Raw genomic sequence first — 16,140 nt, forward strand, 5'->3', positions numbered from 1 at the left:
GCCGGAAAGTGAAAAAGCGGCTATAAAGCGAATAACTGTCAACCAGAGAGCGACAATGAACCCGTTCGAAGACATGCGTATTTTTTGCCAGGTCATGGACTCCGGCAGCTTCACCGCGGCAGCCGATCAATTAGGGCTGTCCAAGCAATTCGTCAGCCGCCGCCTGATGCAGCTGGAAGAGCGTCTCGGCGTGCGCCTGCTCAATCGCTCCACCCGACGGCTGGACGTCACCCCGCTGGGGCAGAGTTATTACGAATCGGCCCTGCGCCTGCTCAGTGAAGTCGAGCAGGTGGAGCAGGGCATCGCCGGCCAGACCACCGAACCGCGCGGCACCATTCGCCTGAGCGCGCCGTTGTCGTTTGCCGTGGCACATTTGGGCTGTTTGCTGCCGGTATTTTTGCAGCGTTATCGCGACGTCACCGTGGAAGTCGACCTGAGCGATCGGCCGGTGGACTTGCTCGGCGAAGGTTACGATTTGGCATTGCGCATCGGCGTGCTGGAAGACTCGACACTGATCGCACGGCGCATCGCCTCCATCGAGCGCTTGTACTGCGCCAGCCCGGCGTATCTGGCCGAGCGTGGCACGCCGCTTAAACCCGAAGATCTACACAGCCACGATTGCCTGCCCTACGGCCACGGTCGTCAGGTGCAATGGCGTTTCGAAGGGCGGGGTAAACCGCTGACCGTCAACGTCACCGGGCGGATGCGGGTCAACAACGGTGAACTGCTCAAGGACGCGGCCATTGCCGGCATGGGCATCACATACTTGCCGACCTTCATCGTCGATTCGGCCCTGGAAGACGGTAGGCTGGTGCCGGTACTGGATGATTTGCGCCCCGAGCCGCTGACCTTGTCGGCGGTCTACCCTCAGCATCGCCAGGGCTCGCGACCGGTGAGGGCGCTGATCGAGTTCTTGCGTGAGCGGTTGAATTAACGGGGGAGAGGGTTCACGCCACCGGTGATACCCCTGGAGTGGGCAGAAGTAACGTAGTGCCAAAGATTGATCTCTGTGCGCATCCGGGGCATGCAGCAAATCAATCAACAGTTAAGCCACGGAACCTGTAGGAGCGGGCTTGCCCGCGAAAGCGGTGTGTCAGGCGACATCAATGTTGACTGTACCGACGTCTTCGCGGGCAAGCCCGCTCCTACAGGGAGATGCGGCCAAATGTGGGAGCGGAAGCCAATCACACCTGCGCCGCAGTCACCGTCCGCTGCTCCGGTTTACGCAACGCCGTCAGCCGCGAGCCGCTGTAGCGGGTTTCGCGGAAGAAGCGCCAGCGACCGAACAGGTCGTAGACGTGGGTGATGCGCCCTTGCTCCTGGTAGTCCATGCGGATGTGCATTTTCATGGCCTGGATGTTGCGGGTATCGCAGACGTCGACGATCTTGTTGTAGCCTTTGGCCCGCATCGCACTCCAGAGATTGAACTGGGCGTCCACCGACAGGTTGGAGCCGAAGTATTGAGGGATCATTTCACCGCCGAATTCAAAAAATTCGCCGGGATTGACCCGGAACCAGCAGCCGTAATAGTGCCGATCAAAGTAGTCCCCGGTGCTGCCCCAGATAAATCCGATGGCATCACCTTGCTCGTCCACGTACATGTGCCCGGTGTGGCCCTCGGCGGCGATTTCGGCCATGGCCTTGACGCGGTTGCCGTAATACCTGGTGAAGGCCGTGGCGTTTTCCGGGGTGATGGTCACCAGACGCAAACCCGAATAGGGCCGCAGATTGTGCGGCGCCACCGGGGTGACCAGATCGCGCCCCAGCCACAACAGCTCTCGATGGAAGAACACATAGCGCTTCCAGAGCGTCTGGAGCGTGTGGAGCAGGCCTTTTTGTCTGATGCGTTCGTGAAGCTTTTCGATGGCGCTCATGAAGTCCTCCGCGGCCGAAGCCAGGGTGTGGTGGGTAACGTGTTCAATGGCGATAAATCATGGTTTCAATGGATGTAGCTCAGTCGTGTACTGCAGCTCCTCCTTGAGTGTGCGTGGCACCACGGCATAGGACACTCTGGGAATACCCCGAAGACGCTGATCCAGCACATGGCTCAGAGACTCTCCCTGGTTCAGATAGGCATCGCCAAAATCAGCGCCGATATGGATCGGATGGACGACGATTTCCAGCAGGCCGTCGATTGGCATCGCCACGGTGCGCAGGTCGACGGGGGTGCATACGTTTTGGGCGGTCGCTCCAGCCAGGCTGTTCAATCGATGGTTGAGTAACGTCTTGAACACTCGCTTGGGCACACTCAGGTTACTGCCCAGATCCCGGGCCAGGCGCACGGGCACCCCTTGGCGGGCGGCAAAGCGCGCGACGATTTCGCCGACGGGCCAGATGTTGTGCACGTGCTGATGGGAATCGATGTGGCTGGGGCGCAGGCCGTTGTCCAGGCAGCGTTGCCACTGGGCCTCGAGTTCTTCCAGCACTGCATCGCGATCCAGGCGGTTGAGCCAGAGACTGTGGCGGGGCAGGCTGAGGTCGAACTCACCCTGGCTGTCACAGAACGTCGAGCGCGCGAGAATCGACGGGCTCAACGGTCGGCCATAGGTGAGGTTGAAGTGCAGCCCGATTCGCCCCTTGAGCAACGGCTGCCGGGCCAGGATGCAGGCCGCTTCGAACGCCGGCATGTTGGCCATGGCGGTGGCGGAGCTGATGACCCCGGCCTGGAAGGCGCCCAGGATCACCGCGTTTTCGCTCGGGCTGAGCCCGAAATCGTCAGCGTTGACGATGACTTGGCGAGGCATGTTCGCCCTCCAGGGGTATTGCGTTGGGCTCAGGGCTCTTGTCCCCAGGTGCGGAAGTCGGCTTGAGCGCCGCTGCTGCGCGCCAGGCTCGCCACTTTTTCAACCAGGGTTTGAACTGGTGCCAGAGTCGCATGGCCAACCCCAGGACGAGGCCGCTGGGGCGCCAGGAGTAGAAACTCCAGCGCCAGTGCTCCAGTTGCCCGGTCATGCGTTCCTGGAGTTGATGGCTGGAGTTTTCCAGGCTGATCCGCGAAGCGTCGATCCAGTGCCAATTGTCATCCAGCCCCCAGAGGATCCACTCGTCGAGCAGCACACGACCGCTGCCCAGGTCGGCGTATCGCGGCACAAACGCCAGGTTGTAGTCGTACAGCCGGCCCTGTTCCAGCAACCCGAGGCGATAGCTGATGCAGCGCTCGTCCAGTTCCAGCACCACCACCCGCATCAGTCCCTGTTCGGCGAGGGCGGTGAAGGCCCGCTCGATCCATTGGCGGCTGCGGTCGCTGGTGAAAATCCCCACGCCTTGAAGCCCTTTCCAGCTCTGCGCTTCGACTTTGCCGAGAACCCGCAACAGCGACCCGATGGTGGACGCGTCGGGGGTTATCCGTCGGACCTGGGCACCGCAGGCCGCAATGCGTTTACGCGCACGGCGCAGTTTGTAGCGTGGGTCGCCGGACACCTCCAGACGGTCGGCATCGCTGATCAGGTGCACCGGCACCCGACAACTGAGGCGGCGTTCGCCGGTCGAGCTATGCGCCATCCAGGCGGTCAGCGCACTTTCTTCACCGATGGGTTCGGACAATTCATTGAGTTGCAGCATCGCATGGGGCACGCGATGGCGGATCATCACCAGCGCCTTGCGCATGCTCTCGGCATCGAGGCAGGTGAGCAGGGCCAGGCGATCGGTGAGGGGATAACCGAGGTGACGCAGGATACGAAACGGCAGCCCGCCAAAGCGCTCCGTGGACGCCACCAATGGCAGGCACAAGGCCAATTCATCGTCCTGCCAGCCCAGCAGAACGTGCAAGCGTTCCCCGGCGGCCAGTGCCTGTTCCGACGCGCACAGCCAGGCCAAGGTGTTGAAGGGCGTGTGGTCGGTCACGCGCAGGCGCAGCCCCTCGTAGGCGGCTGTCGGAAAGTCCGGGGCGCACAGCGAGGTGCGCCATTCGAATCGCGCCATCATAGGTTCAGCCCGCCGACTCAGGAGCAGGTGAACGGGACGGTTTGCGTAACGCATCCAGACGTGAGCCGCTGTAACGGGTCTCACGAAAGAAGCGCCAGCGGCCGAATAATCGGTAGACGTGCAGGGCGCGTCCTTGTTCTTGATAGCCCATGCGAATATGCAGTTTCATCGCCGGTATGTTGTCGGCATCGCAGACATCCACAACGGTGTTGCAGCCTTGGGCGTGCATGGCTTTCCAGAGTTGCAGCTGCAGATCCACCGAGAGCGTGGAGCCCCAATAGGCGCGGGCCAGTTCACCGCCGAACTCGAAAAATTCGCCTTTGTTGACCGCGGATGTGCAGCCATAGAAATGCCGGTCGTGATAAGCCCGGGTGCTGCCCCATATGAAGGCTACCGTGTCGCCTTTGTCATCCAGATACATATGCCCGGTGTAACCCTCGGCGGCCAGTTCCGCCATGGTGTTGACACGATCGCCAAAATGACGGGTGAAGGCCGTGGCGTTCTGCACGGTGATGGTCTTCATCCGTAGCGGTGGATAAGGCTTGAGGTGATGGGGCGGCACCGGGCTGACCAGGTCACGCCTCATCCATAACAGCTCCCAGTGAACAAACACGTAGCGCTTCCACCCCCCCCTGATCGTTGCAAGCAGACCTTTGTGTTTGATGTGCTGGCGAAGTTTCCCTGAGACATTCATGTCATGGCCTCCTGACGGAGACCGGCCGTGGATGACATGCTGCAATGCGCACTCGGCAGCGGCGCGATCTTTGTGTAATGCAAGTTGACGGCGTTCACGAGGCGCTCCAGCTCAGAGCGAACAGGGTTTGCCCCGGCAAATCGAAGCTGACGCGACCGTCCTTACAGTCGAATGGAGCGCTACGACTGCGGCTGTCGGCACCGAAATACATCAGCGACCCCTTGGCCAGCGGACACGCCGCCCCGGCCAGATCGACACGCTGCAAGCGCGGGCCCTTATTGACCCCCAGCAAACTGCGTTGGTGTTCGGTGGCCATGGCCAATACGTCGACTTCGAAGGCGTCGTTGTCCAGGCGCATGACGTTTTTCAGCCAGTGCTGCTGGATGAATTGCTGGGCCAGGCCCACCGGTTTGAGCTCGAAACGATCGCCGCCCAGCACCCGCACCATGCCTTTGGGGTAGGTCGGTTCGTCGGCGGCCTGGAACCAGTTGAGCATGTCCAGCAAGCCGTCCTGCGCCGAGTTGATGACCACCGAGGTCCACCATAGCGAAGCAAAATGGGTTTCTTGATCGTAGGGGCTCAGGCTTGAACCGCTGGACAGGTTGGTCTGGTCCAGCAGCAAGGCCTTGCGTGGCCGGCCCTTGGCATCGAGGCCCACCAGTTCGGCGGCGCGGCGCACGCTGTCGCGGTAGACCCGGGTTGCCAGCAGGTCACGAATCATCCATTCGTGCCAGGCGAGGGCATCGATTTGCGCACCGGATTCGGCCAGCAGGCGCCGTGCCCAGTCGATACCGCGCTTATCGATGGCGTCATCGGCGAACGGACCGTTGACGAAGCGCGAAGTGGCGGGCATGGCGATGCGCACACCGGCCCTGGCGTTGGCCGGGTCGCTGCGCACCTGCCGGGCCATGCTGTTGAAGATCGCCTGGTAGTTGGTGTAGCTCGGGTAATTGAGGTTCGGCTCGTCGGCGAAGGCGATGTAGTGAGTGCCGGTGCCGCCGAGGGCACGGGTCGCAGCCAGCCAGGCGTCGAGGCCGGCGTTGCTCACGGGGTCGGCCCGCAGATCGGCCTGGCGTTGGCTGCCGGCCAGCAGCGTGATGTCCTGGGTGATGCCGAAGCGGTTCTGATAGAGCTGGCGGAACGCATCTTCGTGGTGCGGATTTTGCGCGGTGACATCGACGAAACTGTAATAGGAACCCGCCTGAGGCTTGAGGGCGTCGAGTACCGCGAAACTGGATTGAGGGGGCAGCACATAGGGCAGGTAAATGCCCAGGTTCGGGGTCGGGCCGAGCAGTTCTTTGTGCAGGGTCAAGCGGGTCTGGCCATCATCCTCGCGCAGCGGTTTGAGTTGCTGCGGGTTCTGGGCGAACAGGTTTGCCGTGCCATCGAGCCAGAACGCAACTTTGCCGCTGCCTTGCAGGCGCAGGCGCCAGACCTGTTCATCCTGGGTGACGGGCAATGCCACCTGATCGAACTGCCAATAGGCGCGATAGGGTTTGAGCGTAAGCGTCACGTGTTGGTTGTCGCTCACACGCTGGGCCAGCAGAGCGCTGACGCCACCGTGAAACTTGCCGGCCAGCACCGCGTGTTCCCCCGGTGCGACTTTGAAATACAGCTCATCGCCGCCGCGGGTTTCGGCGCTGAAATGCACCTTGGCCGGGGCGAACAACGCCACGGTGCGTTCGTCGTGTTCGACCGTGTAGCGGCGGAAGCTGTAGCCGGGAATTTCCAGTCGATAACTGGCGGCCCCCGGCTTCAGTGGCCAGCTCTGTTTGCCTTGGGTTTCACTGGCGCCGATCAGGCGTTCGCCTTTCAGGTTGCCGTTGCCGTCGAGCAGGTACAGGCGTTCTTCGTTGGCATCGGCCTGCCACGCCGGGACCCAGCGGATGGTCAGTGTGTCGGGGCGATCCGCTTGCAGGTACAGACTGCCATCGCGAATATCAGCCCAGCGCATGGGCGCCGCCTGGGCACTCAAGCCGAGGCCCAGGCTCAACAGCAGCACGAGGCGTTTCATGCCGATTTCCGTTGCAGCATCTGAAGCATCGGTGCCACATCGCTGGGCAGGATGATCAGGGTTTGCCAGGCCGGTACGCCGCTCAACCGGCAGTACATCACCAGCAGCGCGACGGTCACTGCCAGGTAGGCGATGGACGATGCCGTCGCGGCGCCGACGATGCCGTAGATCGGGATCAGCAGCAGGTTCAGGGCCAGGTTCAGCAGCGCCCCGAGGCCCACCAGCAGCGACACCGTGCCGGGGCGATTTTTGCCCAGCAAGTCCAGGCGCAGGATGCTCGCATAGCAAAGACCAAGCAGCCCCGGCAGCAGCGCCAGCAAGGCCGGGTAGGCCGGCTGATAGGCAATGCCGAACAGCGTGACGATCAGCCACTCGCCGATCACCGCCATGGTCAGGCAGCCGCCGAGCATCACCGTGGCGGTCAGGCGCAGGGCCAGCGGCGTCAGGCGATCCATGCCTTCGTCCTGTTGCAGCAGGCGCTTCATCAGCGGCGTGGTCACCGCTTCCGGCACGATCAGCAGCAACTCGGCGGCGGCGCTGGCCATGGCGTAATGACCCAACGCGGTGCTGCCGAGCAGGGCACCGATGAACAGGTAATCGGAGCGCAGAATCACTTGCTGGAACAGCAGGTCCGGATGGCTGCGGGCGCTGTAGCGCAACAGTTCATTCTGGCTGGTGCGGTCCCATTGCAATTTCAACGGCTGAGCACGGTTGAGCCAGAACCAACCGGCCAGCACCACCAGGCTGATGCCGGCCAGCCAGCTGATCAGCGCCGCTTCCAGCGCGGCGTCTTTCCACATCTGGAACAGGGCCAGAAACAGCAGCAGGGGCGCCAGGGATTCCATCAGCCGCAAGGCATTGAACGCGCCCACGCCGCCCGACGCATTATGCAAGGTCAGCAGGCCACTTTTGAGTACGGTCAGCGGCACCGCCAGCAGCAACAGCCAGGCGAGCAATCCCAGTTGCGTGGTGATGTCGAGTTCGCCGCCGAATTCGCGCACCAGCGCCACCACCAGCAAGGTCAGCAAACCCGCCAGCAGGCAACCGAACACCAGCACCTGGCTCAGCAGCAGACCCATGGGCCGTTGCTTGGCCGCCTGATACCCCACCGCCGAATTCAGCCCGCCGCTGGTGGCGGCGCTGATCAGATCGGGCAGGGTGCTGAGCAGTGCGAACAGGCCACGCTCGCTGGGCCCCAGAATCCTTGCCAGCAACACGTTGCGCAGCAGGCGCAGACCGATCATCGCCAGTTTGGTGCCCATGCTCAGGGCCAGGTGTTTGAAGTAGTGACCGCGACTCATGGCCTGGCACCCCGGTAGATTCGCCAGGAGAGCAACTCCGGATTGCGCGCCGTGCGCTGGCTGATACCGACTCGTGGCAAGGCCAAAGGATCGCTGACACCCCGATAAATGCCGGCGACAGTGCCCAGGGCAAACGGGAAATCGTGGTCGGCCACGTGTTCGCGCACCCGCGCATCATGGTCGCCATTGGGGTAGCAGTAGACCGGCAGCGGCCGGTTGCAACCGTTGAGCAGGGCATTGCGACTGCGGCTCAGTTCTTCATCCAGATGTTGATCGTCAAGGCCGGTGAGGATCACGTGACTGGCGCCGTGGGGGCCGAAGCGGATCAACCCGCTGGCTTCCAGCGCACGGACTTGATGCCAGTCCAGGGCCTGGGGCAATGAGCCTGCGGGGCATTGATCGGTGAGCCGGTTCAGCTCCCCCGGCGACAGGGTTTTGAGGCTTTGCAGATAATGCAAAAGCGCCAGGCTGCGGCGCTGCACATCCAGATCATCGAGCAGCACTGGCAGCGGTCGTCCGGCCTGTCGCAGGCATTCAATCAAATGCGTCCGGGCTTTTTCACCGTGGCTGCGCCACAGGGTCTCGCCCAGGCTCTCCCACCAGAAGCGTTGGCGGCTGCCGATGAAATCGGTGGAGAGAAAAATGCTCGCCGGTACCTGATACCTTTTGAGCAACGGGAAGGCATTCAGCGCGTTGTCGCGCCAGCCGTCGTCGAAGGTCAGTGTGATTTTGGGGCGCTCCGGCCTGTGCTCCGATCTCAGTGTGCCGGGTTGCAAAATCTCCATCAGTGGCACGCAATCGAAGTGTTTTTTCAACCAGAGCAGCAGATGCGTAAAGGCCTTCGGCCCGACGCACAGTTCATTGCGATGGGGCAGGTCGGCGGCGCGGTCATTGGGCAGCACCCGGTGCAGCATCAGGATCACCCCGGCGCCGTGCAATTGATGGCGGCCCACCGGCGAGTTGAGATAGAGCCAGCCACTGGTGCGTTTTATGAGTTGTTTGATCGCCATGGCGCGGCCCTTTCAACGATTTTGCTCAGGGTTCCATTGCGCGTACCGCTGGCCGCGCAGGAACTGCCACACACCGACACTCATCCCGGCGAGGGTCACCAGAACAAACGCGGCGAGGCGAAAAGGTCTGGGCAAGCGGTGTTGCCCATCCAGCAGACCGACGACGGCCACCGCATAACCGATCAGCTGTGCGATCAGGCTCAGGCGATAGAAGCCGTGTGCATTCCACAGCCAGACATTGCTCAGCAACAACGGCAGCAACAGGACCGGCGCCAGGCGTCGAATCAATTTGTGGCTGATCAGCGCAATCGCATACAGGCCGTGGCGCCAAGGGTTCAGCAGCGCCCGGCGCTGGGCCAGGCTTTGCAGACCGCCGACGGTGACGCGCAGACGACGGCGCCATTGTTTGTTGATCTGATCGACGCCCTGGTCGGTGACCCGGGCTGCGGGCACATAGACGATGCGCTTGAACGCCACCGGCGCGCAGGTGCTGATAAAAAAATCATCGTTGACCTCCGCTGGCACGTTCTGGAACAGCTCGCGGCGCAGGGCGAGCAGGGCGCCGTCGGCGGAGACCATGCAGCCGGTGCGATTTTCCACCTTGCGCAGCCAGCCTTCGTAGTGCCGATAGAGGCTGTCGCCCAGGCTCAGGCCCTTGCCCGCCACCGGGATCGACATTTGCCCGGCGCAGGCCCCGACCTCTGGATCGGCCAGGGGCGCGAGCAACTGACCGAGGGTGTCGGTCGACCATTGGTTGTCGGCATCGGTGAACACCAGGATCTCGCCGGTGCTCACGGCGACGCCGGCATTCAAGGTGGCCGCCTTGCCCTGACGGGGCAGGTCGAGCACGTTGATGCGCGGGTCGATGACCCTGTGGGCGCGGGCCACGGTGTCGTCGGTGGAGCCGTCGCTGGCCAGAATGATGTGCAGCGAGCGCGCCTGATAATCCTGGGCGAGCAGGATGCGCAGTTTCTCTTCGATGTACTGGGCCTCGTTGTGCGCGGCGATGATGATGCTCACGTTCATCGGTTGTGCCGGCTCATGACGCCGCGCCGCAAACAACGGTGTGAGCAGCGTCAGCAGCAGCGGGTAGCCAAGCCAGGCGTACGCCGGCAATAGCAGGCACAACCAGAAAATAAGCTCAGCCACGGGCGGGTCTCCTGGCATTCCAATGACACAGGCTCAGGATGAGCGCGGCGCCGGCCAGGTGCAGGCGCACCCAGTGCAGGGCCCACAGTTGCAGCGTCAGGCGCAAGTCACGGTGTTTCAGGCTCTGGCGCAGGCTCAAGACCAGCGCGGGCAGGCTGGTGACGAATACGATGAATAACGCCACTTGGGCAGAACCGTTGAGCAGGGCGGACAGCGCCATGAAGTCCAGCAGCCACGCGCCCACCGACAGGGCGGGGAACCGCAGCAAGCGCAGACTCATCCCCTGGGCGCGCAGCAGTTGCAGGTGACTGCCCTGGCGCCACAACTCCTTGCCGATCCATTCGCGCCAGCTGCCTTCGTAACCCCAATGCAGGGCGACGCTTTGGTTGACCGCCAGCAGTCGGGCACCGGCTTCGTTCAGGCGCAGGGTGAATGCTTTGTCTTCGCCGGTGCGCAGGGTTTCGTCGAAGCCGCCGACCTTGTCGAACCAGTGGCGGCGCATTAGCAGGTTGGCGCTGGGCAGCCATTGCGCCGGGTGTAACGCGTGAGTGGTCGGGCGGGTCATGCGGCGTTGCCAGGCCGTGGCAAACCACGGCGCCTGGAGGGGGGTGTGCAAGTCCAGGGCGAGGACATCGGCCTGGCCGCCGGACTCCAGTTCGCACAGCCGGGTCAGCCAGTCCTCGGGCATTTCGATATCGGCATCGATGAAACCCAGCCATTCGCCTGTCGCCATCGCTGCCCCGCGATTGCGCAGCGCACCGATCAGCAGGCCGGGCAACTCCAGCACCTGCGCACCGAACTGGCGGGCGATGTGCGGGCCCTGATCGTCGGAGCCGTTGTCGACCACGATCAACTCGCATTCCAGCGCGGCGGCCTCGGCGGCTTTTTTTGCGGCGAGCAAGGTGCGGCCGATGTGCCGGGCTTCGTTGTACATCGGAATGACGAGGCTGATGGGGCTCATGCCCTGGCCTCCCTCAGTGGCGTTTCCTCAGCCTTGAGGCGCAACACCCAGGTCAGGGCGAGCATGATCCACAGGTATTTGTGATTCGGTGCGCTGAGGAACATCAAAAACAGCATCAGCGATAGATAGCTCATGCCCAGGTGCGTGATCAGGTCGGCCTGCTCCCAATTGCGTCGCAACATCCAGGCATGTCGGGCGCGGACCAGGTTGTACGCTCCAAGGCCCAGCATGCCGACGAACAATAGCCCGGCGGGAATCCCCAGTTCACTGAAGATTTCCATGTAGGTGTTGTGGGCGCGGCGGTACAGGTCACCGGGCTTGCGGTTGGCGGAGAACACCTTGGCGTAACCGGTGGTGGCGTAGTGCAGCGGGAAGGTGCCAGGGCCGGTACCGAGTAACGGGTGCTCACGAATCATCTGGCTGCCGACCACAAGGTATGACGCGCGGCGGCCGAGGGATTCGTCCTGGCTTTTGGCGCCGGCCTTCAGAATGCTCAAGGACTGGATGCGCGCGACGTAACGGTCTGGAATGGAATACATGGCCAGCGGGATCACAATCGCCAGGCCGAGCATGGCAAAGCCCAGATGGCGCGGACGGATGCGTGGCAACTGCGCGCGGTAGTGCCAGGCGCCGATCATCAAGCTGAGGAACAGCACCACCAGCCCGGAACGTGAGTCGGTTTTGGTCATGCCGCCCAGCAGCAAAATGCAGCAGCCGCCCCAGAACAATCGGTGCAGCAGGTTCGGGCCGCGGATCACCAGCAGCAGGGCCAACGGCATGGCGAAGGCGATCAGCAGGGCAAACGAGTTCGCGTCTTCCAGCAGCCCGGCGGCGCGGCCCTGGTCCTGATACTTGGTGGAGAACATGGCCAGCGCGCTGGTCGCACTGACGCTGAGGGTCACCAAGCGGGCGAACAGATCGAGGTTCAATTCACGGCCGACCAGCAAGGTGATCACAAACAAAACCAGGCCGACGCTCAGATCCCGCAGATGACTCTGGGACATGTCCAGGTTGTCGGTATTGATCATGCTCAACAGGTACAACACCATGAACCCGATCAGGCAGCGCCAGATGTTGCTGCGCAGGCGCTCGGACGGAATCTGGTGAATGGCCAGTTGCAACATCAGGATCAGTGCCAGTGACGCACCGATGAACTTGGTGCCCGACAGCGCACTGCCCTTGAAGAAACCTTCGAATGGCACCAGTGCCGCGATGCCCAGCAAACCCCAGGCGGGTTTTCGGTAAAGCACGGCGATGGCCACCAGGCCCAGCACCGCGCCTGGCGCCAGATACGGGTAAGGACTGGCCAGCAAACCGAGGCAGACCAGGGCGAGCAGGCTGACGATCGAGAGCGGAAAGATCACGTGCGTGCCTCCCGTGCAGTACGGATATAAAGCTGCGACCAGCGTTCGGCCAAAGCCTTCAGGTCGTAACGGTCCAGTTGCGTACGTTTTGCGTTGTCGATCAATTCGCGAGCCAGCGCCGGCTCACTCAGCAACGTTTCGATGTGCCGGGCGAGGGCGGTGCTGTCGGTGGGGGGGGCCAGCAGTCCGTTGTGGCGGTCCTCCAGCACGTCGGGAATTCCGCCGACGCTGAACGCCACCACGGGCACCCCGGCCTGCATCGCCTCCAGCAAAATCATCGGCGTGCCTTCGGTGCGCGAGCTGATCACCAGCGCGTCGAGTTGTTGCCACCAGTGGACCATGTCGGTCTGGTAACCCGGCAGGGTGATGCGTTGGTGCAAGCCGGCTGCGGCAATCCGCGCCAGCAGGGTTTGTTGTTCCGGGCCGTCGCCGAGCATCACGGCGTCCAGTTGCGGGTATTGCTGGCAGAGCGGAATCAGGGCATCGAGAAACAGGTCAGGGCCTTTTTCATGGCTCAGCCGACCGACGTAGCCCACCAGCCAGCGCGGGTGTCTGGGGTTGTGGGGCAGCAGGCCGTTGGCGGTTGGCAGACCATTGGGGATCACTTGCAGTTTCTCCGTCCGGACACTGGCCTTGCGATGCAACACGGCGATGCTTTCGGCCACGCAAACCACCCGGGTCACCGACGCCGTGCGGCACAGTTGCAGGCTCAGCCAGCCATAGAAGCGTTGCTTGCGACTGCGCGGTGTGAATCCGTGCTGGGTGATCACCAACGGCAAATTCAACAACGTTGCGCCCACCCAGCCAAATAACAGACCCTTGAAATTGTGCGTGTTGATCAGCGGCCGTTCAGCCCGCCGCTGACGTAAATGACCCAGCAATTGCCCCAGTCCCGAGAAAGCACGGCAGTCGACCCCGGCATCGCGGAACCGATCGATCAGGGCTGGCGGCGCATCCAGAAACAGCACCTGGTGGCGTCCCGGCGTCGTCAGGCAGTGGTCCAGCAGCATCCGCTCAGCGCCATAGAAGCCGCCGCTGCTGATCAAATGCATGATCGGCAGCGCGCTGGCACTGAGCGGCCCGTTCAATGCCGCACCCAATGCACGAAGCTGGGCACGGTCCAGTTTTTGTGCGGATTGAGTGGCAGGGCGTCCTGATCGTTGATCACCAACAGCACCGGCAAGCCCAGTTCATGGGTGATTTGCGCTGGATGTTTGAAGCGGTGATCGAAGAACTCACGCACGTAGACGAACGCAATGGCCAGCAGCAGACCGGTCAGCATCCCGAACGGAACGATCAGCAGCGGTTTGGGAAACGCCGCCTCGGTCGGTTCGTACGGTGGGCTGAGCACCTTGGCGTTGGACATGTCGTTGTCCAGCGAACGGGCGGTGCTGCTTTCGGCAAAGCGTTGCGCGTAGGTGGAGAACGCCGTGTGCAGGGCATTGATCTCGGTGTCCATCTGCTGCAACTTGCTCTGAGCCACTTGCAACTGGTGGATGCGGTTCTTGAATGCGGCGATGCGCGCGGTTTTCTGGTTGATCACCGAGGTGACAATCGCCAGGTCGTTGGTGCGCTCCTGGATCCGGTTGCTGACGATCTTCAGGAACTGCTGACGGGTGCGGGAAATCTGCTCGCGGGTCAACAGCATCGGTTCGCTGCCCGGCTGGAACACCGCCAGGTCGTTCATGTAGCGGCTGACCTGAGTGGTCAGTTGTTCACCGAGTTGCCTGATCTCCCGGTCTTCGAAAGCAATGTTGTCCACCGTGGTGGTGAAGGTGAAGGGGAAGGTGTAATCGCTGAGCCGGGACGTATTGGTGGCTGTCGTCAGGGCGGTTTTCAGGTAGTCGAGCCAGCGCTGGCTTTGCAGCAGGCGATCCTGATACAGGCTCAAGGCCTGCTCCTCGGTGTTGATGGCGTTGAGGCGGAAGGTGATTTCTTCCTTCGGATCGGACGAGCCCACCCCTTCGAGCAACGCCAGTCGCGTGCCTTCCAGGCCGTCGAGACGCACTTGATATTGCTTCTTCTTGGTTTCGTAGAAGCTTTGCGGCAGGTCGATCGATTGCAGTTCCTGACGGCTGGCCAGGTAGTTTTGCAACAGCGCCGCGACAAACCGGGTGCCTTGGGCCGGATCGCCAAAGCTGTAGACAACGGAGATCACGTTGGAGCCCGGCAGGGTTTCGATCTTCAGGTTCTCGATGGCCTGCTGGGTGAAGACATCCAGGTCGGTATCGCGCACGGGATCGGTCTCAAGCCCGAACGCGTCGCGCACCGGATTGATCACGTATTCACGCAAGGGGTTGGTCACCAAACGCTGGATCGGTTCGGTCACCAGTGTGCTAAAGGCCCCGAGAGGGGGCGTGTACTCACCTTTGGCCAGCAGGTCGCTGATGGTCTGACGGATCAGGGCCGGCGAGCGCAGGATATTGCTCTCGGTTTCCATGTCGGCCAGTGACGGCGGAATGAACGAGGCATCGCCTTGGGTCAGGGACGTGGTGGCGTCTCCCTGGGAGAGTTTTTTGGACTGCACGATCACCTGCGCGGTGATATCGAAGCTCTGTTTGAGCATCATCGGCAGGACCAGGGCAATCACTGCAAAGACCAGGAAGACTCGCTTCACCAACTGCTTATTGGCGAAGAAGATCCTGAAGAACTCATGCAGGTAGTTTTCCTTTGGGTTCATGGTCGGTCACCTGAGAGTTAGTTGTTGCTGTCTTTGTTGTCGACGCGGTAGCCAAAGGTGAAGCCCACCCCCTGGAACAACACCACGTCCGCCAGTTGCCGCGCGAGTTCACCGGCGCTGGCCAGTTTGGTCTTGGGCACGTAGAGCATGTCTTCCGGTTGCAGGTAAGCAATCTGCGACGCGTCACCGGACAAGGCTTTCTCCACGTCGTAGTGCACGGCCTGCACCTGGTTGCCGTTGCGGCGCATGATCACCACCGAATCGAGTCGCGCCTTGACGCTGGTGCCACGGGCCAGGGTCAACGCTTCAAGCACCGAGACGGGCCGGCGAATCGGGTAGGAACCCGGTTGCGCGACTTCACCCAGCACATAGATTTCATTGCCCGAGGTGGATTTGAGCATCACGTCGACCGTCATCCGCCCGGGCAATTGCGCGTAGCGTTGGTTGAGGAAGGTTTCCAGTTGGTTGACCGTCATGCCTTGCAGCGGCACGGAGCCGATTTCCGGGAAACTGGCGTAGCCGTCGTTGCCCACGGTGATCTCCCGGCTCATGCCGGTAGCGGGGTGGTTCAGGGTGCTCCTGAGGTTCTGCTCGTTGCTCAGCGGGCTGGTGACCAGCACGGTCAGCTGGTTGCGATTGGGCTGGAACAGGGCTTTGCGGTTATAGACGCGCTGGATTTCCTCCCGGGCTTGGACCGACGTCAACCCGCCGATTTTCACCGCGGTGTTGGCCCCCGGCAGTTCGATGGTGCCATCGGGCAGCACCAGTTGCGTGCCGTTGAGCTGGCTGGCCGCGGTGAAGTTCAGGGCGACCTGGTCACCGGGTTGAATCCGATAAGCCTGCGAACCGCTGGTGCTGATGTGGAAGATCACATCCAGCACGTCTTTGGGTCGCAGGGTCTGTTCGACCCTGGGCATGTCGGTGGCCTGGGCGTTGGCCGGCTCGGCCGTGAGAATCTGCACCGGCATGTTCTGGGTTTCACTGGTGCTGGAGCAGCCTGCAAGCGGCAGCAACAGCAGGACAAGCATTTTGGCGTTCATGGC

14 protein-coding genes are annotated in these 16,140 nt (G+C 62.3%); 1 reads left to right on the forward strand and 13 read right to left on the reverse strand.

What is annotated here, in order from left to right; genetic code table 11:
* The first annotated feature begins 55 nt into the window (after positions 1-55).
* On the forward strand, positions 56-934 hold the full coding sequence (locus tag HCU66_RS07000) for a LysR family transcriptional regulator (protein ID WP_205887785.1): 879 nt from the start codon (positions 56-58) through the stop codon (positions 932-934).
* Between the two features lie 250 nt (positions 935-1,184).
* Here the strand turns inward: HCU66_RS07000 and HCU66_RS07005 are convergent, their stop codons facing one another.
* The 13 genes from HCU66_RS07005 to HCU66_RS07065 all read right to left on the reverse strand — a co-directional run bounded on the left by HCU66_RS07005 (position 1,185) and on the right by HCU66_RS07065 (position 16,137).
* Positions 1,185-1,874 carry an N-acetyltransferase gene (locus HCU66_RS07005; protein ID WP_205887786.1) on the reverse strand — a complete coding sequence of 230 codons (690 nt, stop codon included), beginning with the start codon at positions 1,872-1,874 and terminating at the stop codon, positions 1,185-1,187.
* Between the two features lie 57 nt (positions 1,875-1,931).
* Entirely contained in the window at positions 1,932-2,744 is an 813-nt protein-coding gene (locus HCU66_RS07010; RefSeq protein ID WP_205887787.1) for a ChbG/HpnK family deacetylase, read from the reverse strand.
* Positions 2,716-3,924: a GNAT family N-acetyltransferase gene (locus HCU66_RS07015; RefSeq protein WP_205887788.1), complete on the reverse strand. Its 1,209-nt coding sequence runs from the start codon at positions 3,922-3,924 to the stop codon at positions 2,716-2,718. Before HCU66_RS07015 ends, HCU66_RS07010 begins: the two co-directional genes overlap by 29 nt.
* Positions 3,925-3,928: 4 nt before the next feature.
* A complete protein-coding gene (locus tag HCU66_RS07020; RefSeq protein ID WP_205887789.1) occupies positions 3,929-4,618 on the reverse strand; it encodes a GNAT family N-acetyltransferase in 690 nt (229 codons plus the stop codon).
* 94 nt (positions 4,619-4,712) lie between these two features.
* Positions 4,713-6,632 (reverse strand): hypothetical protein, encoded by a 1,920-nt coding sequence (locus HCU66_RS07025; RefSeq protein ID WP_205887790.1) that lies wholly within the window; start codon positions 6,630-6,632, stop codon positions 4,713-4,715.
* A complete protein-coding gene (locus tag HCU66_RS07030) occupies positions 6,629-7,933 on the reverse strand; it encodes a lipopolysaccharide biosynthesis protein (protein ID WP_205887791.1) in 1,305 nt (434 codons plus the stop codon). The genes HCU66_RS07025 and HCU66_RS07030 overlap by 4 nt, the downstream gene beginning before the upstream one ends.
* A complete protein-coding gene (locus HCU66_RS07035) occupies positions 7,930-8,943 on the reverse strand; it encodes a polysaccharide deacetylase family protein (RefSeq protein ID WP_205887792.1) in 1,014 nt (337 codons plus the stop codon). The genes HCU66_RS07030 and HCU66_RS07035 overlap by 4 nt, the downstream gene beginning before the upstream one ends.
* Before the next feature lie 12 nt (positions 8,944-8,955).
* Positions 8,956-10,092 carry a glycosyltransferase gene (locus HCU66_RS07040; RefSeq protein WP_205887793.1) on the reverse strand — a complete coding sequence of 379 codons (1,137 nt, stop codon included), beginning with the start codon at positions 10,090-10,092 and terminating at the stop codon, positions 8,956-8,958.
* Positions 10,085-11,053 carry a glycosyltransferase family 2 protein gene (locus HCU66_RS07045; protein ID WP_205887794.1) on the reverse strand — a complete coding sequence of 323 codons (969 nt, stop codon included), beginning with the start codon at positions 11,051-11,053 and terminating at the stop codon, positions 10,085-10,087. Before HCU66_RS07045 ends, HCU66_RS07040 begins: the two co-directional genes overlap by 8 nt.
* Entirely contained in the window at positions 11,050-12,417 is a 1,368-nt protein-coding gene (locus tag HCU66_RS07050) for an O-antigen ligase family protein (RefSeq protein WP_205887795.1), read from the reverse strand. Before HCU66_RS07050 ends, HCU66_RS07045 begins: the two co-directional genes overlap by 4 nt.
* A complete protein-coding gene (locus HCU66_RS07055) occupies positions 12,414-13,517 on the reverse strand; it encodes a glycosyltransferase family 4 protein (RefSeq protein WP_420908043.1) in 1,104 nt (367 codons plus the stop codon). Before HCU66_RS07055 ends, HCU66_RS07050 begins: the two co-directional genes overlap by 4 nt.
* Entirely contained in the window at positions 13,502-15,097 is a 1,596-nt protein-coding gene (locus HCU66_RS07060) for a GumC family protein (RefSeq protein ID WP_205887797.1), read from the reverse strand. Before HCU66_RS07060 ends, HCU66_RS07055 begins: the two co-directional genes overlap by 16 nt.
* A gap of 17 nt (positions 15,098-15,114) precedes the next feature.
* The gene (locus HCU66_RS07065) at positions 15,115-16,137 is read right to left on the reverse strand and encodes a polysaccharide biosynthesis/export family protein (protein WP_205887798.1); all 1,023 of its coding nucleotides are present in this window, start codon (positions 16,135-16,137) and stop codon (positions 15,115-15,117) included.
* Positions 16,138-16,140 lie beyond the last annotated feature (3 nt).

It is taken from the genome of Pseudomonas frederiksbergensis, from assembly GCF_017114915.1.
Classification (GTDB): domain Bacteria; phylum Pseudomonadota; class Gammaproteobacteria; order Pseudomonadales; family Pseudomonadaceae; genus Aquipseudomonas; species Aquipseudomonas frederiksbergensis_I.